Origin of the sequence: Noviherbaspirillum galbum, from assembly GCF_010974945.1 — a bacterium.
In the GTDB taxonomy this organism is placed as follows: domain Bacteria; phylum Pseudomonadota; class Gammaproteobacteria; order Burkholderiales; family Burkholderiaceae_D; genus Noviherbaspirillum; species Noviherbaspirillum galbum.
Genome location: NZ_JAAIVB010000007.1, coordinates 36040 through 56100 on the forward strand (window position 1 = coordinate 36040; position 20061 = coordinate 56100).

At 62.8% G+C, this 20061-nt stretch carries 14 protein-coding genes; 2 read left to right on the plus strand and 12 right to left on the minus strand.

Translation table 11 applies throughout. The features are described 5' to 3' along the window. Positions 1 to 14 precede the first annotated feature (14 nt). Positions 15 to 1706 (plus strand): hypothetical protein, encoded by a 1692-nt coding sequence (locus G3574_RS01060; RefSeq protein ID WP_163960012.1) that lies wholly within the window; start codon positions 15 to 17, stop codon positions 1704 to 1706. Positions 1707 to 1741: 35 nt separating this feature from the next. Beyond that, positions 1742 to 2533: a phytanoyl-CoA dioxygenase family protein gene (locus G3574_RS01065; RefSeq protein WP_163960014.1), complete on the plus strand. Its 792-nt coding sequence runs from the start codon at positions 1742 to 1744 to the stop codon at positions 2531 to 2533. A 48-nt stretch (positions 2534 to 2581) separates the two neighbouring features. On the opposite strand, the gene G3574_RS01070 is transcribed toward G3574_RS01065, so the two are convergent. The 12 genes from G3574_RS01070 to G3574_RS01125 form a co-directional block, all read right to left on the minus strand. Beyond that, positions 2582 to 3472: a class I SAM-dependent methyltransferase gene (locus G3574_RS01070; protein WP_163960016.1), complete on the minus strand. Its 891-nt coding sequence runs from the start codon at positions 3470 to 3472 to the stop codon at positions 2582 to 2584. Next, positions 3469 to 4407, minus strand: a complete 939-nt coding sequence (locus tag G3574_RS01075; protein ID WP_163960018.1) for a hypothetical protein — start codon at positions 4405 to 4407, stop codon at positions 3469 to 3471. Before G3574_RS01075 ends, G3574_RS01070 begins: the two co-directional genes overlap by 4 nt. Continuing rightward, complete coding sequence (locus G3574_RS01080) at positions 4404 to 5708, minus strand: DegT/DnrJ/EryC1/StrS family aminotransferase (protein WP_163960020.1); 1305 nt, start codon at positions 5706 to 5708, stop codon at positions 4404 to 4406. Before G3574_RS01080 ends, G3574_RS01075 begins: the two co-directional genes overlap by 4 nt. Before the next feature lie 23 nt (positions 5709 to 5731). Then, positions 5732 to 6784 (minus strand): Gfo/Idh/MocA family protein, encoded by a 1053-nt coding sequence (locus G3574_RS01085; protein WP_163960021.1) that lies wholly within the window; start codon positions 6782 to 6784, stop codon positions 5732 to 5734. A 12-nt stretch (positions 6785 to 6796) separates the two neighbouring features. Further along, on the minus strand, positions 6797 to 7843 hold the full coding sequence (gene pseI / locus G3574_RS01090) for a pseudaminic acid synthase (RefSeq protein WP_163960023.1): 1047 nt from the start codon (positions 7841 to 7843) through the stop codon (positions 6797 to 6799). Then, complete coding sequence (gene pseG / locus G3574_RS01095; protein ID WP_163960025.1) at positions 7840 to 9363, minus strand: UDP-2,4-diacetamido-2,4,6-trideoxy-beta-L-altropyranose hydrolase; 1524 nt, start codon at positions 9361 to 9363, stop codon at positions 7840 to 7842. Before pseG ends, pseI begins: the two co-directional genes overlap by 4 nt. An 11-nt stretch (positions 9364 to 9374) precedes the next feature. Beyond that, positions 9375 to 10070, minus strand: coding sequence for a pseudaminic acid cytidylyltransferase (pseF, locus tag G3574_RS01100; RefSeq protein ID WP_163960026.1), 696 nt, complete (start codon positions 10068 to 10070; stop codon positions 9375 to 9377). Beyond that, positions 10067 to 11224, minus strand: a complete 1158-nt coding sequence (gene pseC, locus G3574_RS01105) for a UDP-4-amino-4,6-dideoxy-N-acetyl-beta-L-altrosamine transaminase (protein ID WP_163960028.1) — start codon at positions 11222 to 11224, stop codon at positions 10067 to 10069. The genes pseF and pseC overlap by 4 nt, the downstream gene beginning before the upstream one ends. Then, positions 11221 to 12219 (minus strand): UDP-N-acetylglucosamine 4,6-dehydratase (inverting), encoded by a 999-nt coding sequence (pseB, locus tag G3574_RS01110; RefSeq protein ID WP_163960030.1) that lies wholly within the window; start codon positions 12217 to 12219, stop codon positions 11221 to 11223. The genes pseC and pseB overlap by 4 nt, the downstream gene beginning before the upstream one ends. Before the next feature lie 132 nt (positions 12220 to 12351). Further along, complete coding sequence (locus tag G3574_RS01115; RefSeq protein WP_163960032.1) at positions 12352 to 13722, minus strand: HlyD family type I secretion periplasmic adaptor subunit; 1371 nt, start codon at positions 13720 to 13722, stop codon at positions 12352 to 12354. After that, on the minus strand, positions 13695 to 15872 hold the full coding sequence (locus G3574_RS01120) for a peptidase domain-containing ABC transporter (RefSeq protein ID WP_163960034.1): 2178 nt from the start codon (positions 15870 to 15872) through the stop codon (positions 13695 to 13697). The genes G3574_RS01115 and G3574_RS01120 overlap by 28 nt, the downstream gene beginning before the upstream one ends. Positions 15873 to 16181: 309 nt before the next feature. Further along, positions 16182 to 20061 (minus strand): beta strand repeat-containing protein (locus tag G3574_RS01125; RefSeq protein WP_163960036.1); only part of this gene is annotated, 3880 nt, incomplete at its 5' end.

A 20061-nucleotide genomic window follows, 5' to 3' on the forward strand; every position in this document is an offset into this window, starting at 1 on the left:
ACCGGTCCGCCGACATGGAGAACGTCTTCATCATCGTCAGCGACCACGACGTACCGGCGGCGCTTTCCGCCGCCGCGACGCTCGAGCGCTACAAGACCTTCGTCTTCGATCCCAGCCTGCTGGACCGCCTCGTGGAAAAAGGCCTGTCCGATGTGCAATACATCGAATGGCCCGAAGCGCGCGACTACGCGGAACTGGTTCGTGGCGCGCGTGCGCGCGCCTCGCAGATCGAAGGCGAACTCACGCGCGCAGCGCAAGACTTCCTGCCCGGCGGCTCGCTCGCCGGCTGGCAATTCCTGAACCTGTATTACCTCGGCATGGCGGCGGGTTGGTACCAGACGCTGTGGAGCAGCGTGGCCCGCCATTTCGAAGGCACGCTGCCGCATGTCTTCGTCTGCGACAATCCTTCGCATTACTACTGGCCGTCCTTCGTGCCGACGCTGTCCTTGCTGGAGGTGCTGAAGAGCCGGGGCATTGCGTTCAAGGCTTTCCAGTACGGCGAGCGGCCCGCCGAAAACGATCTCGTTCCCGCGCTGTTCGGCAGCAACGCTGGTCCGGAACGATGCCAGGTCGTCGCCCACCTGCCTACCTGCTTCTACGATTATCGTTACTTCGGCAGCGAGATCCGCGGCAGCGGCCTGCGCGCCATGAACCTCGTCGCGAAGCAATGGGGGCCGCCGGTCGAACTCGACCAGCAAGTCGATCTCTTCCGCTGGAGCGACGCGCCTTCGCGCTTGCCGGACGGGCTGGAGCCACGCGCGCAGGCATTCGCGGAGCGCATGCAGGCGGTGCTCGAACAGGAGCTGCGCACTTGCATCCGCACCGACAGCTATCGCCATCGCCAGGCCCGGCACCTCGCCAGCCTGATGAAATCCCAATTCATCATGCACGGCATGCTGCAGGCCTACTTTGCCGGAGCGCTGCCCGAACGCCTCGTGCTGTCGGATCATGACGCGGGCTTCCACGGCCCGCTGGTGTCGTTCGCGGAACAGCACAAGCTGCCTGTGCTGCTCGTGCCGCACTCCAAGATCACGGTTGACCTCGAATTCCGCTACCGCAACATCACGTCGCTGGTTCACCCCATGCAGGGAGAACCGATCGTGGACGCGGGCGGACGCAGCGTGCCGCAGCATCTCCTGACCTACCCCGAAAATTTCACGGCAACGAGCGCCTTTCCGGCGCCGCTGAAGTCGGTCGGCCTGCTGCTGAACGCCCTGTCGCTCAACGGCGTCTGCGCGGGACGCTACCGGCCTTACATCGATGGCATCCGCGAGATCGTTCAATGGGCGCGCAAGCAGGGCATTTCGCTCAGCGTGCGCTGCCGGCCCGGCCATTCGATCATCCGCATGCTGGAAGCGGAATGCGGCTTGTCCGCAGCGGATCTGAAGCGCTGCCTGGCGCAATCCATGGCCGAGTTCGCCAACAGCCATGATCTTTGCCTCATGTACGACACCCCGACCACGGGCGCGATCGATTACCTGCGCAATGCCATTCCGATCCTGAACCCGGTTCCCGAAGACCTGGCTCGCATCGAGTCCTGCATCAGCAATCCGCGCCTGATTCCCCGCGGAAGCGTCGGCACCACGCTGGAATTGCTGGAGACCTTCGCCTCCGATCCGCAGTGCCTGTTCGAATTCCGGCGCCGGCAGTTCGGCGACTACATGGCGCTCTTCGCTCAGGCGCAGCCCATGCGGAAGTTCCTATAGACCAGCGACACCATCTTCTTTACCGGAACCCAACCATGCTACCTTTCTTTGCCGACAATGGATTCTGCACGGCGCCCGGCGTGTTCACTCCCGCCGAAGTGGCCGACATGCGCCGCGTGCTGACGGACATCTTCGACAACGCCCCCGCGCAACCCGGAGACATGAACCATCCGCGCTATGGCATGGTCAGGCCGAACCTGCTGCGCTATCCGGAGGTATATCGCCGTCTGTTCACGCCGCGCGTGATGTCGGCCTGCCGGCAACTGGTCGATGAACGATTTGCAAAGCCCGATGAGCATTTCGTGATCATTCCCGAGCATGGCTTCCACCGCAACGGCTTCGGCACCTGGCACAAGGACAGCGATGCCAACGAGCGCGCCGGCCTGGATTTCCACTGGCATCCGGGCTATTCGCCGGTGCAGATCGCCATTTACCTGCAGGACAACAGCGTGGAATTCGGCGGAGGCATTTCCGTCAGTCCCGGCAGCCACAAGATTCCCAACCCGAACAACCTGCTGCAGAAGCCGGAAATGCGCGAGATGTGGTACCAGGACAAGAAGCGCGGCGCGGTATTGTCCAAGGCCGGCGACCTCGTGGCCTTCGACACGCGTCTCGACCATTGCGCCACCGAGCGCAACCCGCACCAGGCCGCGCCCTGGGGCGACAAGCTGGCGCTGTTCTTCGTCATCGGCCTGCGCGACCAGCATGCGGAACGTCTCACCGCCTTCCTGCGTTCGCGCCCCGACTATCGCTTCCTGCAGGAGTACAGCATTCCGGAAGAAGCAGCGGCCATTGCACGGGAGCACAAGTTCGGCTTCTTCCTGTAGCCGTCGATCACGGTTCAACGGCGGCAGGCGCGCTGCCTGCCGCCGCGTTTATCTATGGAACCGGGCCCGGATCATCGACACCGGGCATAGCGGATTCACGCCCAGCAGGTTCTCTTCGACCGCCTCGATCCTGAGCAGGCCGCGTTCTTCCGCCTCTTGCAGGGAGCCGAGAATCCTTCGGCTGTAGTCATTGAATTCGTAGTAGCGCTTGCGCATCAGGCCGAGCAGGGAGTCGGGACGGTAATGCTCCACGATCGGCTCGAACAGCAGCATGGATGCCGGCCGGCGCAAGGCAAGCGCCTCCCAGAAGCGGTAATCCAGTGCCTGCGCGTATGCGATGGCAAAGGAACTGAAGAGCACCGCGTTTTCCGGAATCGCCAGCGGCGATGCGCTGACGTCATTGAAGTCGAACAATCCGGATGCGATGTCCAGTCTTTCCCGCCTTGCCAGGTAATCGATGATGCGCACGCTGGATGGCGAAAAATCGCCGGCATAAAAGCGCATGCCGCCGAAACGTGGATCGCGCGCCATGCGAGCGACGAGTCCCCCGGTGCCCGCGCCCAGCTCGGCGATACCGGCGGCGCCGTCGCACTCTTGCGCCAGGCGATCGCCGATCAGCGTGGCCAATGCCTGGCGAACGACAAGCGGTGGGGCAAGGAACAAACCGTCGCCGGCGGAAACGGCAATCGGTTTGGCGCTCGGATACTGCAAGCCCTCGATCTCGTCCAGCCCGGCGTCCCGGGTTTCAATCGCCGCGAGCAGCGACGACCATTTTTCCTTCTCGTATTCGCGGTATATCTCGTCCTTGCTTTTGAAATAGCGTACCGCTTCCTCGGCCTCCAGCAAGCGCTGCGGCCATGCGCTGTATCGCGGCAGTTCATTCAGTCCAAGCCGCTGGACACCAGCTTCCTGTGACAGGAGTTGTTCTACGGATTTCATGATGGCAAGGACTCTAGGTTCGTGATGACGGTCATGCGCCCGTCGGTCAGCGGACAAGCCGTCCTGCGCTGCGGCTGGAGGCTGATGACCGGTATGGCGCAGGCATGCGCCTCTAGCAGGAAGAACGAACGCATGCCGAGGACCAGCCCGGCGCGCGCCAGCGATTCAGCACGGCTCAGCTCGTCCCACACGACGGAAACGTCGCCGGGCAGGCGCGGCAGCCAGCGTTCCCGGCCGTCGCGTGGATGCAGGCGCAATACCAGGGTGGCGCCCGGATGGCGCCGGCGGACCAGCTCGACCGCCCAGTCGAAACTGTCCTCGTCGTTGAAACCGTTGATGGCACGGTAGGCATCGAGGTCGGCAGCCGGTTCGGTGGCGAACAGGATGCGCGCGGGCTCGGCCTGGATGCCAGCTTCGCGCAGCGCCTTGACCTGGCGCTGGATGTTGGCCAAGGCCGGACTGCCCGATACATGCAGGGCCACGCCCTCGGGCGCGATGGATGCCGCCATTTTGAGGTCGTGTTCATCGAGGACAGCAAGATGGTCGGGCCAGTCGTCGCGCGTCATGCCGGGAAAGCGTTGCTCGATGTTGACCCACTGATCGAGATAGCCGAAATTTTCCACGCCGCGCTTGCGCGCCTCGCGCCAGTAATAGGCATCCGCTTCCGCCTCGGCGGAGGTGCCCGTCAACAGGAAGCTGGCGTTATCGATCTGCTCATGGAAGCGGGCCCGCGCCTCGTCTTCGTCCTGCACGACATGCAAGGCATACCGATCCGCGCGCCGGGCTATTTCGCGGCAGGTCGACGCCGACGGCGGAAAGGCAATGACGGTCAGATGGCAATCCGGCTCGGACTCGGCAAGCTCGTCCGCCACGGGCAGCAAGGCCGCCGCCGATCCGGCTTGCCGCACGATGATGATGCCCTTCGATGCCATCACCGCAGCTCGCGCAATTCATCCCTGTTGTCGAGCACCTTGGCGATGGCGTCCGCGAGATCATCCATGTCGCGCTCGTGCAGCGGCTCGCGCACCAGCGGCGTCAGCATCATCTGCCGTTCATGCATGCGTTCCACGACCGGGCACGTGCCCTTCTCGTAGCGGTAGTCGACGTCCGGATTCATCGTCCACGGGAAGCCCTTGCTGCCGATGGCGATTTTCTTCTGGTAGACCTGGGCGAGGTACAAGGGACGCACATAGGCTTCGATCAGGCCCTTCTGTTCGGCGTGGCCGGCCGGCGGCAATTCCGCATTGACAGCGCGCACGAAGCGCTCGCGCGGCACGCCCACGGCTTCGGGATGGTAAAGAATCGGATAGACATAGTAGGCATGTCCCGCGCCCTCGGCGAGCTTGGGCGGAGAAACGCCATCGAGCCCGGACAGGCGCCTGCTCAGATGGTCCGCCAGGCGCTGGCGGTGCGCGAGGTAGGCGTCCAGCCTGTCGAGCTGCACGCAGCCGATCGCCGCCTGCAATTCGGTCAGGCGGTAATTCGAACCTACCATGTTGGACAAGCTTTCCGGCTGGTAGGCCTCGACGAGGTTTTCCGCATGGTTGCGGATCATCTGGCAGCGCAAGGCCAGCTGGCCGTCGTTCGTGACCAGCATGCCGCCTTCGCCCGTATGGATATGCTTGTGGTAGTTCAGGCTGAAGCTGCCGATGTCGCCCAGCGTGCCGACCGGCCGCCCCTTGTAGTACACGCCCGGGGCCTGCGCCGCATCCTCGATCACCTTCAGGCCATGCTTGCGCGCCAGCGCCATGATGGGATCCATGTCCGCGGCCTGGCCGAAGATGTGCACCACCATGATGGCCTTGGTACGCGAGGTGATGCACCTCTCGATGGTCTCCGCCGTGATGTTGAAGGTTTCCGGATCGATGTCGGCGAAGACCGGGATGCCGCCATAGAACAAGGCCGATGTGGCGCTTGCCGACATCGTGTATGGCGAAACGATGACTTCATCGCCAGGTTCGACGCCGACCGCGCCGATCGCGGTGGTCAGCGCCGTGGTGGCGGAATTGACCGATATTGCATGCTTGAATCCGTATTTGCGCGCCCACTTATGCTCGAATTCCTTGACTTTCTCGCCGCCCAGCCACTGGTCTCCGGGGCTGCCGAAGAAGGCGGACAGGTTGTCGCTCGCCATGACGTCGAGGACGGCGCGGCGCTCCTCTTCGCCCATGGTGCGGCGCATCTTGAATTCCGCGGTGCGCAGCGGCGTGCCGCCGGCAATTGCCAATTTCGCCATGTTCTTTCTCCCTGATTCACTATTCATTCGCCAATGCTCATCCATTGGCCGCCTTGCCGGTCGGACTGTTTAACCGCTTCCACCGCCATCGCGGTGCGCAAGGCCGTCTGCGCGTCGCAGGCCGGATGGTCGAGCGCGCCGTTTGCCAGCATCACCGCTTCGTCGGCCATCAGCTGCATGGCATCGAGCAGGCCGGATGCGATCGGCTGCGCATCGCCCGGGATCCGGTAGCCCGGAAAGTTCGGGTCTTCCGTGACCGGCGTACGCAACAGTCGCCGCCCGCCCTGCGACATCTCGACGATGGCCTTGGTGCCGATGATCCGCAGCTCAAAGCAGGTAAAGGCGCTGCAGTCGGTGCCGAGCAGGCTGAGTTCGATCTCTTTGCCATCATCGCCATCATTGCCGAAGACGACCTGCGCGTCGAACGCCCTGTCGCCGGTCGGCGACCACGCGGATTCGCCGGAAGGCAGCGGCGAGCCGAGCGCCCGCGCGCGCAATGGACGTCCGCCGCACAGGAAGCCTGCCAGGTCCAGCATGTGCGAGCCGCTGTTGACCAGACCTTTTCCATAATAGCCGACGAATCGCTGGATGCGGCCGAGTTCGCCATGCCTGATCGCATCTCGCAAATCGCGCATCGCGACATCCCAGCGCCGGGAATAATTGACGATCGCCCGCGCGCCCGCCGCTTCCAGGGCGGTAGCAATGCGCTGGCTTTCCTCGAGGCTGGTCGCCAGCGGCTTTTCGATGATGAACAGCCTGACGCCTGCCGCCAGTGCAGGTTCGATCACGCTCCAGCGCGCGTCGCTCGATGCGGCGACCACCACCAGGTCAACGCCGACCGCCGCGAAAAGGCGTTCCGGCTCGGTGAACGCGCGGCAATTCCAGCGCACCGCGGCGCGCTCCGCGCGCGCGGCGTCGCGGTCGCACATGGCAACGATGCGGCTGCCGGCATTGCGGCTGAAGGCCGCCGCGTGGGTTCTCGCAGGGTGACCGCCATCGCTGTCATGATCCCATTCCGAACCGATCAGGCCGCAGCCGAAGATGGCGACGCGTACAGGCTGATTGCGTGTTTCCATGTCGGTCCAGCGTCAGCCGAGAATCGCGTCCCAGTTCAACGCAGTGCCGCGGCGCAGGTCCTTGGCCGCCAGCTTGCCGATGAACATCTCGATATGCTTGGGAGGCAGGCCGAAACCCGGACGGATCGCGCGCACGTTTTCCCTGGTCAGCGGCTCGCCTGCGGCGATGTCTTCCACCACGTACAGGGAACGGCGGTAAGCCTTGCTCTTTTCTTCCGCCGCGGTCGCGCCATAGCTGATCGTTCCCAGGCTCTGCCAGGCGCGCTCGGTTTCGACCACCAGCGAGGCGAGTTCCGCCGGTTCGAGCGAGAAGGTCGAATCGACACCGCCGTCGGCGCGCGCCAGGGTGAAGTGCTTTTCGATCACGGTCGCACCCAGCGCCACGCTGGCGACCGACACGCCGACTCCCATCGTGTGGTCGGACAAGCCGACCTCGGTTCCGAACAGCCCGCGCAAATGCGGAATAGTCAGGATGTTGGTATTTTCCGGCGTGGCGGGATAAGTGCTGGTGCACTTCAGGAGGATCAGGTCGCGGCAGCCGGCGGCGCGCGCCGCCCGCACGGTTTCGTCGAGTTCGGCCACCGTGGCCATGCCGGTCGAAATGATCATCGGCTTGCCGGTGGCTGCAACCTTGCGGATCAGGGGCAGGTCGGTGTTTTCGAACGATGCGATCTTGTAGCAGGGCACGTCCAGCGATTCGAGGAAATCCACGGCAGTTTCGTCGAAGGGCGTGCTGAATGGAATCATGCCGAGCTCGCGGGCGCGGTCGAAAATCGGCTTGTGCCATTCCCACGGCGTATAGGCTTGCTGGTACAGCTTGTAGAGCGAGGTTCCCTGCCACAGGCTTTTCTTGTCGGCGATGAAGAAATCACCATCGTCGATCGGCAGCGTCATGGTGTCGGCAGTATAGGTTTGCAGCTTGAGGCCGTGCGCGCCGGCTTTCGCGGCCGCTTCCACGATCTCCAGCGCGCGGTCGAGCGACTGGTTATGGTTGCCGGACATTTCCGCGATGACGAAGGGCGCGGCCTCCGGACCGATGGTGCGATGAGCGATTTTCATTCCTGACTCCTGATTCGCTTGGAATAGATTTCATACCGGGGTTCGTAACCCGCGTCCTGGAAAGCGCTGCGGGAAGCATGGTTCTCTGGCTTGATCCAGGCGTCGATTGCCTCCACGCCGTGCCAGTTGCCGGCAATCCATTCATTGCCATTTCGCAGCAGCTCCGGTCCCAGCCCCTTTCCCTGCTGGCCGGGCACCAGATATACCGAGACCGTCGCCCGTGTTCCTTCGCGGTCATAGCGCAGCACGCCGACGGGATGGCCTTCCTGCTCGCCGATAAGGATCACCCGGTCGGGATTGGCGAGCGTCTTCTCGAACCAGGAGGCATGCACGGCGTACTCGATGGGCTGGCCATCGCCCGAAAAGCGGCGCGTGCTTTCGTGATTGCGCCATTGATGAAGGTCGGCGCAGTCTTGCGGACGGGCGCGCCTGAGGCTGATGTCGCCGGCCAGCAGCCGTCTTGCGACGCGGCGCGCGCCATGACCGTCCACTAGCGCTGATGCCGACTGCCCGAGATGTGCAAGGAGGCCCGGACTGGCATGACACAAGGCGATCGCCTGCGCGATGAGATCGACGGAGACATCTGCGCTCCTGCCAAGGTACAGAGCGTTGCCGCTGCGCGCGGCCGCCTCGCTGCCAGGTTCCTGGTTGGCTGCGACGCTGATCAGCAGGCTGGGCAAGCCAAGGCAGCAGCGTTCCAGCATCGCGCCGCCGCCTGCGCCGATGGCGAGGTCCGCCCTTGCCATCAGTTCGGCGATGTTGTCGACCTGCCGGTACAGGATCGCTCCCGGCAAGTCGGCGCACTGCGCCTCAAGCGCGGCGGCATGGGGATTTGCCCTGCCGATCACGACGTCCACCGCAACCTCGGGGCTGCCGGCGTGTGCGATGGCGAGCAAGGCTTTGCCGGTCTCATTGTCGGCATCGATGCCGCCGAAGAACACGAAGATGCGCCTGATCGTGCCGTCGCGCGTCCGCAGGGTCTTGCGCGCTTGCGCGAATTCCGGACGCAGCAGCGCATAAGCCGGACCGGTCAGCATACCGCAGGCGGCGGGCACCATGCCCGCATAGCGATGATCCATGCCGGGATTCATCCCTTGATCGAGAAGCAGATCGCATTGATGGCTTCGGTCCGCCAGGTCGTCCAGCACGAGCAGGTGCCTGGCATGCTTTCGAGCCGCCGATTCCCAGCGGGCATCGATGCCGTAGTGGTCGGCGATCAGCCAGTCGCAACCACCCATCTTCGCCAGGGCGGAAATGGTTTCTTCGGCGTCATGCTGCTGGGAGACGCCAAGCCAGCCCGAATGGAAAAGATCGCCGGATATCTCATCGTTGCCCGACGGAAGCCGGACGACCGGATAGTCCTTGCCGGCGACGAGGTCGCAAAGGTGCCCGGGATGCAGACGTGATATGAAAATGACTTCCGCGCCGCCAAGACGCAACTGGTCGGCCAGCGTCAGGCAGCGCATGACATGCCCGGAGCCGATTTTCAAGGAAGCGTCGGTACGAATGACGGCAAGCATGCCTTGCCTTTCTAGCCGGCGTCACGCCGGTTGATCATGCGGTACAGCACTTCGGCGCGTGCCCAATCGTCCGGCGTATCGATATCTACCGCACGCCACTCGGGGATGACCAGGCCCTTCCCTGCCTGGTGCGGCGACCGGCCGCTACGCCAGGCGTCCACCGTTCCCCAGTAGAACTGGCCTGCGTCGTAATACCCGGGTTCCAGGTCCTGGGTTCGGGTCCGCACGAACTCCGGGTAGAACGGCGCCATGCGGCCATCCGCTCCCCGCTTCAGGGCGCGCTGGATGGCGGCGGGAAAGCTGGTCACGGTAAAGGCATAGTCCGCCCCGCCCTCTTCCAGCATCTTGCAGGTGTCGCGCAAATCGTCGACCTGGATCAGCGGTACGCCGGGATAAATGCAGCAGGCGACGCGGACGTCCCAGCCAAGCGATGCGCAGGCATCGATCGCATGGGCGATCACGGGGACCGTGCCGGCATGATCATCCGACAATTCGGCCGGTCGCTTGAAAGGCACTTCCGCACCGAGGCCGCGTGCGATGCCGGCAATCTCGTCGTCATCCGTGGTGACCACGACGTGTTCGAACAGCCCGCATTCAAAGGCAGCGCCGATGGCATAGGCAATCATCGGCTTGCCAGCGAACTCTTTGATGTTCTTGCGCGGAATGCGCTTGCTGCCGCCCCGGGCCGGTATGACTGCGATCCTCACGACAAGGCTCCCTTGACCGCCGCGACGACCTGGTCCTGCTGTTCGTCGCTCAGAGAAAAATAAAGCGGCAGGCTGATCGCGCCGCGGTAATAGCGCTCCGCTTCCGGGAACTGGCCTTCCGCGAAACCGAGTTTCCGGTAATCGGGCTGGAGCGGCACGGGAATGTAAAGCACGTTGACGCCGATGCCGCGCGCGCGCAGATCGTCGAACACCGCCCTGCGGCTGCGTCCCGCCTTTTCCTCGTCGATCCAGACTGGATAGAGATGGAAGGCCGATACGCCATCCGGCGCCTGGTAAGGGGTGCGCAGAGGCAAGCCGGCGAGCATCGCATCGTAGCGGCGCGCAAGCGCGCGGCGGCGTGCGACGAATTCCGGCAAACGGCGCAACTGGCTCAGTCCGAGCGCCGCCTGCAGGTCGGTCATCCGGTAGTTGTAGCCGAGTTCGATCTGCTCGTAGTACCAGGGGCCTTCATCCTTCTTTTCCATCGCCGCCGGATCGCGGGTGATGCCGTGCGAGCGCAGGCGGCGCAAGGCATCGCAAAGTTCCGGGCGGTTGGTCAGCACCATGCCGCCTTCCGCCGTGGTCAGGATCTTGACCGGGTGAAAGCTGAACACGGTCATGTCGCTATAGCGGCAGTCGCCGACCTTGCCATCGAGATAATCCGCTCCCACCGCATGGGAAGCATCCTCGATGATGCGGAAACCGTATTCCTGCGACAGAGCATGGATGGCCTGCATGTCGCAGGACTGGCCGGCGAAATGCACTGGAATGACGACCTTGGGCAGCGCATTCACCGCCCTGGCGTGCCGCAACTGGTCTTCGAGCGACGACACGCTCATGTTGTAGGTGCGCGGATCGATGTCGACGAACCCGATGGTGGCGCCGCAATAACGGGCGCAGTTCGCCGAGGCGACGAAGGTATTGGGCGAGGTCCACACGATGTCGCCTTCGCCGACGCCGAGCGCGAGGCAGGCGATGTGCAGCGCCGCCGTGGCATTGCAGACCGCGACGGCATACGCAGCGCCGCAGTATTCGGCGAGCGCCTGTTCGAAGCGATCGATCGCGGGGCCTTGGGTCAGCCAGTCGGAGCGCAAGACCTCCTCGACCGCACGGACATCATCATCATCGATCGATTGGCGGCCGTAAGGAATCATCTCATTGCCCGCGTGATCAGTTCGCGAATCTCGGGAACGGTGAAGAATGCCGAATTGGTGCCGGAGTTATATTCGAATCCCTGCACGACCGGCTTGCCGGTTTCGCCGAGATTGTTCACCGAATAATCGGAACTGGTAGTGAAGCTGATGGAAGGCTTGATCACATAATGATCGTGGAACTCGAGCGTCAGGTGGGAATCGTCCGCCGGGCACATGACTTCATGCAGCTTCTCGCCGGGGCGGATGCCGATGATCTTCGTCGGCAGATCAGGGGCCATGGCCTTGGCCAGATCGGTGATCGTTGCCGATGGAATCTTGGGAATGAAGATTTCGCCGCCATGCATGCGCTGGAAATTCTTGATCACGAAATCGACGCCATCCTGCAGGGTGATCCAGAAGCGGGTCATGCGCTCGTCGGTGATCGGCAGTTCCTTCGCGCCTTCGTCCAGCAGCTTTTGGAAGAACGGCACGACCGATCCGCGGGAACCGACCACGTTGCCGTACCTGACAACCGCAAAACGCGTCGAGCGGTTGCCGACGATGTTGTTGGCGGCAACGAAAAGCTTGTCGGATGCGAGCTTGGTGGCGCCGTAGAGATTGATCGGGCTGGCTGCCTTGTCGGTCGACAGGGCGATCACGCGATGAACGCCGGTCTGAAGCGCCGCCTGGATGACGTTTTCGGCGCCGTAGATGTTGGTCTTGATGCACTCCATCGGGTTGTATTCCGCGACGGGGACATGCTTGAGCGCAGCCGCGTGGATGACGTAGTCCACGCCGTCCATGGCCTGCTTCAGGCGGGCCTGGTCGCGAACGTCGCCGATGAAGTAGCGCATCCGTTCATCGTTGTACACCTGGGCCATTTCATACTGCTTCAGCTCATCCCGCGAATAGATGATGATCTTTTTCGGTTTGAACCGCGCGAGCAGCGTCTTCACGTACTGCTTGCCGAAGGAACCGGTGCCGCCGGTGATCAGGATAGTCTTGTCGTTCAACATGTTTTTGCCCAGGTCGTTGTGCATCGACCGGCGCGCCGGAGTGACTCGGGGTGCCAGTTTTTCTTATTCATTATTCCCCCGCCTGCCGCAAAAGAAGCCCGGAACAGATTGGAAAACCTGCTCTTGTTCGCGTTACGGCTCGCGGATCGCCTCGTCGAGGCCTTTTGTCAGCGGCCACATGAGGTAGGACATGACGGTGCGCCTGCCAACCACGATTTCCGCCGCCAGCGACATACCGGGCAGCAGGCGTGATTTGTTGCTCATGTTCTTCAACTGGTCGGCCTTGAAATCGATCTGGCCGAGATAGAAGGAATCTGTTCCGGCAGCGGCGGGCGTGTCGCGCTTGAACGCGTCTTCGCTGATGTTTCGCACCGCACCTTCCGCCGTGCCATGACGCTGGAATGGAAAGGCATCGAACTTGAGATGCACCCGGTCGCGCGCCTTGACGTAGCCGACATCGAGGGAATCGATCTGCACTTCCGCTTCCAGCGGACCGCCCAGCGGCACCAGCGTGAAGAGTTGTTCGGCCTCCTTTACCACCGAGCCTTGCGAGAGCTTTGCGATATTCAGCACGACCGCATCCTGCGGCGCAGTCAGCGTAACCAGCTTGTTGCGCTTGTCGGCCTTGGTCAGCTGTTCGTTGATGCTGTCGCGTTCGCGCGAGATGGCCAGAAGGTCTTCCATCATCTTTTGCCGCCAGCCTTTGCTGAAGGCGGAGCGGTCTGCTTCGGCGGCGCCGAGCTCACGCTTGATTTCCTGTTCGCGGTAGCGTGCCGTCTGCAGGTCGCGCTCCACCTCCAGGCGCTTTTCCTGAGCCGCCAGGTAATTTGCGCGCGCGCCGAAGTTCTGTTGCAGCAAGCGCTCTTGCATGGCTTCTATTTCCCGCAGCGACTTGACGCGGGCGTCGAGCACGGTCTGGTCATGGCGATTGGTTTCCAGAGAGGCATGGAGCCGGGCGATGTTTTCGTTGAGCTTGAACTGCTGTGCACGAAGATTGGCCTGGCGCTCCTCGGAGAGCATGGCCTGCAGCTTGCCGTCGGCATTAACCGAACCGGCCGCCGCGCTGCCGCCGGTCAATTCGGTTTCAATGGTCTTGATCTGCGTATCCAGGCTGGAAAGGCGGCTGCGCAACTGCGCTTCGTCGGCATTGGCGAAGGTTGCATCCAGCGTGGCAAGACGGTCTCCTTTCTTGACCACCTGGCCGACGCGCACGTCGATGCTTTGGATGATGGAGGTTTCCAGCGGCTGCACGACCACGTTCGGCAGGTGGGTGATCAGCTTCCCGCGCGCCACCACGATTTGTTCGATCTCGGCCAGGCATGCCCAGATCACGAAGCTCACCAGCACGGCCAGCATGATGTGCAGGGTATAGCGTAGATAAGGAGGCAGCGGCCGCCGCTCCAGCTCGTCGGCATCCGGCAGGAATTCCGTGACCGTCGCTTCCGCCCGCTCCTTCTTCCGCCGGCGTGCGAGCTCTACAAATGGCTTGTCTGCTGGTTCCATAGCTGTTGGTAGGTAGAGCAGCGCGCAAGCAATTCCTCATGGCGGCCTGCGTCCATCAGGCTGCCGCGCTGCATGACGAGGATGGCATCGGCATTCACCAGCGTCGACAGGCGATGCGAAATCATGACGACGGTGCGGCCGACGGCGATACGGGAAAGATTGCGGATGAAAATGGCCTCGCTTTCCGGGTCGAGCGCGCTGGCGGCTTCGTCCAGGATGAGAATGCGCGGCTGGGCCAGCAGCGAGCGGGCAATGGACAAGCGCTGTTTCTGTCCGCCGCTCAGGTTGGAAGCGTTCTCTTCGAGCAGCGTGTCATAGCCATGCGGGAGCCGCTCGATGAATTCATCCGCGCCGGCGGCCTGCGCCGATGCCACGATTTCCTCGAACGACGCATCAGGCTTGGTGGCGGCGATGTTTTCACGCACCGTGCCGCGGAACAGGAAATTTTCCTGCAACACCACGCCGACCTGCCGGCGCAGGTGCGACAGGTCAATCTCTCGCGCATCGATGCCGTCGAAGCGGATCAAGCCTTCCTGGGCGTTGTAAAGTCCCTGGATCAGCTTGGTGACGGTTGTCTTGCCCGACCCGCTGCGTCCCACGATGCCCACGACCGAGCCGGACGGAATCGTGAACCTGGCCCTGTCGAGGGCGGTGTGAGCCGCGCCGGGATAACGGAAGGTCACGTCCTCGAAACGTATTTCTCCCTTGAGCTGCGGACGCAGACCGCCGGTGGTGCCGCGCCCTTCCGACGGCCGATTCATCACTTCGCCGAGCATGCGTACCGACAGCGCGGTTTCCTGGTATTCGTTCACGAGTCCGACGATGGCGATCAGGGGCTGCACCACGCGGCCGGACAGCATCTGGAACGCGATCAGCGCGCCGACCGACAAAGTTTGGTTGAAGACATCCTGTGCGCCGATGATGATGATGACGACCGGCAGCAGCTTGCCGAGAAAATCGGTGATCGCATTGCCGGTGATGGAAATCTGTCCGACCCGGAAGTGCATGTTGATGGCGTCCGCCGAACGCTGGTCCCAGTTCTTGCGCTGGGTCGGCTCGATGGCAAGCGCCTTGACGGTGCGCATGCCATGGATGGTTTCCACCAGCAGCGCCTGGCGTTTGCCCTCGGCCGTGTAGAGCTGGTTCAGCCGCCCCTGGAAAGTCGGCACCAGCGCGGCCACGATGCCGCCGATCAGCACGGTGAAGAACAACACCAGCATCGCCAGCTTGACCGAATAGGTGAACAGGATGGGCAGGAAGATGACGAGCGCCGTGCAGTCGAGCGCAGTAAAGAAGAGCCTGCCGGTGAGGAAGCCGCGGATGCGTTCGAGCTGCTGCATGTGACGCACCACGACGCCGGCCGACGTCGTCTCGAAGTAATCGATGGGAAGCGAAAGCAGATGCGCGAAGGTGCGCCGGGTAAGCCGGATGTCGATGCGGTTGGTGGCGGAGAGCGTCAGCATCTGCCGCAGGTATCCGAAGGTGGCATCGAACACCAGGGCCATGATTATCCCGATTCCCAGCACCCAGAGCGTGGAGGAGCTCTGATGCACGAGCACCTTGTCGATGACGAGCTGGAAGAACATCGGCGACGCCAGCGCCAGCAAGTTGACTGCTACCGCGGCGAGCGCGATGTCGCGAAAGGCGGATTTCTGCTTGAGGATTTCGGGAATGAACCACCGCAGTCCAAATGGCTGGCTGGCATCGGACATGGCGTGCTGGCGCTTGAGGAAGACCAGCTTGCCGCTCCACCCCAGGCAGAATTCGGCTTCTTCCATCAAAGTGACAGTGGCCTGGCTCTTGATCGGATCGAGGATCGCCACCTTGCCGCCTGACGGCTTGCTTGCTTCCTTGGCATTGGCGTCGCCATCCGTTTTCGCGCCGACGACGATCACGCAATGACCGTCGTTCATGCGCGCCAGCAGGGGAAACACGCCGCTCTGTGCGAGCAGCCCCTTCCATGTCAGGGAACGCGCCTGCGCCTTGAGTCCCAGCTCCGTTGCCATCCTGAGCAACTGGCCCTCGGTCGGCTCCTCGGCGCCAAGCGCATTCTGCTCTATCAGGCGCTCGGGGTTAACCTGAACCCCGTGATGCCGCGCAATGGCGGTCAGGCACTGAATTGCGGTGTGAGGAAATTGATCACGCTTCATCTTCGGATTCTGCTCTTGCGGCGCGGCCCCCTTCAGCCTTGTTCGCCTGTTTTCACTTTCTCTGACACCGGGTTCCATGAGGCGGGAACGCCTTGCAGCTCATCCTTGCCGGCTACTCATGGCTTCTTGCAAATAAATTTTCCGATAGTCGAAGTGTAAGTCGCATTTCTGCAAGGCAACCCGCAAACAGACCGATAAATCCGTCGTTGTTTTACTGATCTTCCCGGTACGCCGCAAAAATCAAGGGCGACAAGACTTTCCAGCCTTGCCGCCCTCTCGTGCGTGCCTGACCCTACTGGCTAGGCAGGCTTATTTCCCGCCAACCGTCAGGAACCCCGCCGGCTGCTGTTGCAGGGACTTGCTAAGCGATTCCGCCGCCGACGCAATATCCGTCGGTGCACCCAGGGCCTTGCCGTTCGCGTCGAACTGCTTCAACACATCGACCATGCCGTTCACGTTCGCGGCGACCTGGCTGCCGTTCAGATCAGGCGCTTCCAGCTTCGGCGTGCTGACCGTTGCCTCGCTGGCGCTGTCGAAGCCGTTCATCGCCTGCACCAGGCTGCCCACGTTGCTGCCTAGGCTGCCGGACGACGACTTGTCAGCCACGAACCAGACGTCGGCCGTGTCATGCGTGCTGCCGTCCGTCGTCGTGAAGCTCGACGTCAGGCCGATCAGGTTGCCGTTGTCCTTGGCGCTCGACTTGGTTGCCGTCGTGCTGATGCTTGCGATCTTCAGTTCATCGAGCGTCTTCAACTCGCTCGCCTGGCTGACGCCGTCACCATTGCCGTCCACCCAGACACGCAGGTCCTTGAAGGCCGCATCCGAGCTGTCGATCACGCCATCGCCGTTGGTATCCAGTTCGCGCAGCGCGGCATAGCCGTCCTTCGCACTGGAACCGTCCGCCAGCTTGGTCGAGGTACCGAACAACTCCGAACCGTCGTCGATGCTGCCGTTGTGGTTACGGTCGAGTACCAGCAGGCCGTCATCCTTGGCAACCCAGCCCGTGTCGACCTTGTTGCCGGTCGCGAACACGTCAAACTGGACGCCCTCGGTGATGCCCAGCGTTTTCACGCCATCGCCGTTCAGGTCGAGCACGATCGGGCTGGCAAGGTGCAGCTGCGGCACCTGGTCAGTCGTCAAGGCCGCGATCTGCGAGCTGGTCAGCGCGAACACCTGGGTTGTCGTCAGGGCCGCCACGGCATCCGTCGTCAGCGCACGAACCTGGTCGGTCGTCAGCGCGACGATCTGGCTCGTCCTCAGTGCCTTCAGATCGGCCGTTTCCATCGCGGCGAACTGGGCGCTGGTCAAGGCGGTGACCTGCGAAGTCGTCAGCGCCTGGATCTGCGTGCTTGCCAGATTGACGATCGTGTCCGTCGTCAATGCCTGGATCTGCGTCGTCGTCAGAGCAGCAAGCTGGCTGGTCTTGAGCGACTGCAGGTCCACCGTCTCCATCGCGGCGAATTGCGACGATGTCAGGGCTTGCATCTGCGCCGTGGTCAGCGACTGGATCTGCGTGCTCGACAAGGCGACCACATTGTCCGTCGTCAGCGCTGCGACTTGAGCCGTGGTCAGCGATGCGATCTGCGTGCTCTTCAGGGCTTGCAGGTCCACCGATTCCATCGCGGCGAACTGCGAGCTCGTCAGGGCTTGCAACTGGTTCGACACCAGCGCCTGCACCTGCACCGTGCCCAGCGCGACGATCTGGTCGGTCGTCATGCCCTGCACTTGCGCGGTGGTCAGCGCGGCAATCTGAGCGCTCTTCAGCTGGCCGATCTGGTCGGTCGTCAGACCGGTGGCGATCTGCGCGGTCGTCAGCGCGGCGATCTGACTGGTCTTGAGCGACTGCAGGTCGTTCGAGTTGATGGCCGAGATCTGGTTGGAGATCAGTGCCTGCATCTGGCCGGTGGTCAGACCCTGCACCTGTGTGGTTGCCAGCGCGGCGATCGTGTCAGTGGTCAACGCTTGGATCTGCGTCGTCGTCAGAGCGGCGATCTGGCTGGTCTTGAGCGACTGCAGGTCGACCGTCTCCATGTTGGCGATCTGCGCTGAGGTCAGGGCTTGCATCTGTGCCGTCGTCAGTGCCTGGATCTGCGTGCTCGACAAGGCGACCACATTGTCCGTCGTCAGCGCTGCGACTTGAGCCGTGGTCAGCGATGCGATCTGCGTGCTCTTCAGGGCTTGCAGGTCCACCGATTCCATCGCGGCGAACTGCGAGCTCGTCAGGGCTTGCAGCTGGTTCGAGACCAGTGCCTGCACTTGCGTCGTTCCCAGCGCGACGATCTGGTCGGTCGTCATGCCCTGCACTTGCGCGGTGGTCAGCGCGGCAATCTGAGCGCTCTTCAGCTGGCCGATCTGGTCGGTCGTCAGACCGGTGGCGATCTGCGCGGTCGTCAGTGCAGCGATCTGGCTGGTCTTGAGCGACTGCAGGTCGTTCGAGTTGATGGCCGAGATCTGGTTCGAGATCAGTGCCTGCATCTGGCCGGTGGTCAGACCTTGTACCTGGGCGGTTGCCAAAGCGGCAATCGTATCGGTCGTCAGTTTCTGCACCTGGTCGGTCGTCAAGGCAGCGATCTGGCTGGTCTTCAGTGCTTGCAGATCGACCGTCTCCATGTTGGCGATCTGGGCCGAGGTCAAGGCTTGCATCTGGGCCGTCGTCAGCGACTGGACCTGCGTGCTCGACAGGGCGACGATGTTGTCGGTGGTCAGCGATGCGACTTGAGCCGTGGTGAGCGCTGCGATCTGCGTGCTCTTCAGAGCTTGCAGGTCCACTGATTCCATCGCGGCGAACTGCGAGCTCGTCAGGGCTTGCAGCTGGTTCGAGACCAGCGCCTGCACTTGCGTCGTTCCCAGCGCGACGATCTGGTCGGTCGTCATGCCTTGCACTTGCGCGGTAGTCAGCGCGGCAATCTGAGCGCTCTTGAGCTGGCCGATCTGGTCGGTCGTCAAGCCGGTAGCAACCTGTGCGGTCGTCAGCGCGGCGATCTGGCTGGTCTTGAGCGATTGCAGGTCGTTCGAGTTGATGGCCGAGATCTGGTTCGAGATCAGTGCCTGCATCTGGCCGGTGGTCAGACCCTGCACCTGGGCGGTTGCCAAAGCGGCGATCGTGTCGGTCGTCAGCTTTTGTACCTGGTCGGTCGTCAGGGCAGCGATCTGGCTGGTCTTGAGCGACTGCAGGTCGACTGTTTCCATGTTGGCGATCTGCGCCGAGGTCAGGGCTTGCATCTGGGCCGTCGTCAGTGCCTGGATCTGCGTGCTCGACAAGGCGACCACATTGTCCGTCGTCAGCGATGCGACTTGAGCCGTGGTCAGCGATGCGATCTGCGTGCTCTTCAGGGCTTGCAGATCCACCGATTCCATCGCGGCAAACTGCGAGCTCGTCAGGGCTTGCAACTGGTTCGAGACCAGCGCCTGCACTTGCGTCGTTCCCAGCGCGACGATCTGGTCGGTCGTCATGCCTTGCACTTGCGCAGTGGTCAGCGCGGCAATCTGAGCGCTCTTGAGCTGGCCGATCTGGTCGGTCGTCAGACCGGTAGCAACCTGCGCGGTCGTCAGAGCAGCAATCTGGCTGGTCTTGAGCGACTGCAAGGTGGTGGAGTTAATGGCCGAGATCTGGTTCGAGATCAGTGCCTGCATCTGACCGGTGGTCAGACCCTGCACTTGCGTCGTTGCCAGAGCGGCAATCGTGTCGGTCGTCAGCTTCTGTACCTGGTCCGTCGTGAGCGCGGCGATCTGGCTGGTCTTCAAGGCTTGCAGATCGACCGTTTCCATGTTGGCGATCTGGGCCGAGGTCAGCGCCTGCATCTGTGCTGTCGTCAGTGCCTGGATCTGCGTGCTGGACAAGGCGACCACATTGTCGGTTGTCAGCGATGCGACTTGCGCGGTCGTCAGCGATGCGATCTGCGTGCTCTTCAGAGCTTGCAGGTCCACCGATTCCATCGCAGCGAACTGCGAGCTCGTCAGGGCTTGCAGCTGGTTCGAGACCAGTGCCTGCACTTGCGTCGTGCCCAGCGCGACGATCTGGTCGGTCGTCATGCCCTGCACTTGCGCGGTGGTCAGCGCAGCAATCTGGGCGCTCTTGAGCTGGCCAATCTGGTCAGTCGTCAAGCCGGTAGCAACCTGCGCGGTCGTCAGCGCGGCGATCTGGCTGGTCTTGAGCGACTGCAGGTCGTTCGAGTTGATGGCCGAGATC

Coding starts and splice junctions, on each gene's coding strand:
- G3574_RS01060 (WP_163960012.1), top strand. CDS start 15: ATGGAGAACGTCTTCATCATCGTCAGCGACCACGACGTACCGGCGGCG.
- G3574_RS01065 (WP_163960014.1), top strand. CDS start 1,742: ATGCTACCTTTCTTTGCCGACAATGGATTCTGCACGGCGCCCGGCGTG.
- G3574_RS01070 (WP_163960016.1), bottom strand. CDS start 3,472: ATGAAATCCGTAGAACAACTCCTGTCACAGGAAGCTGGTGTCCAGCGG.
- G3574_RS01080 (WP_163960020.1), bottom strand. CDS start 5,708: ATGGCGAAATTGGCAATTGCCGGCGGCACGCCGCTGCGCACCGCGGAA.
- G3574_RS01085 (WP_163960021.1), bottom strand. CDS start 6,784: ATGGAAACACGCAATCAGCCTGTACGCGTCGCCATCTTCGGCTGCGGC.
- pseI (WP_163960023.1), bottom strand. CDS start 7,843: ATGAAAATCGCTCATCGCACCATCGGTCCGGAGGCCGCGCCCTTCGTC.
- pseG (WP_163960025.1), bottom strand. CDS start 9,363: ATGCTTGCCGTCATTCGTACCGACGCTTCCTTGAAAATCGGCTCCGGG.
- pseC (WP_163960028.1), bottom strand. CDS start 11,224: ATGATTCCTTACGGCCGCCAATCGATCGATGATGATGATGTCCGTGCG.
- pseB (WP_163960030.1), bottom strand. CDS start 12,219: ATGTTGAACGACAAGACTATCCTGATCACCGGCGGCACCGGTTCCTTC.
- G3574_RS01115 (WP_163960032.1), bottom strand. CDS start 13,722: ATGGAACCAGCAGACAAGCCATTTGTAGAGCTCGCACGCCGGCGGAAG.
- G3574_RS01120 (WP_163960034.1), bottom strand. CDS start 15,872: ATGAAGCGTGATCAATTTCCTCACACCGCAATTCAGTGCCTGACCGCC.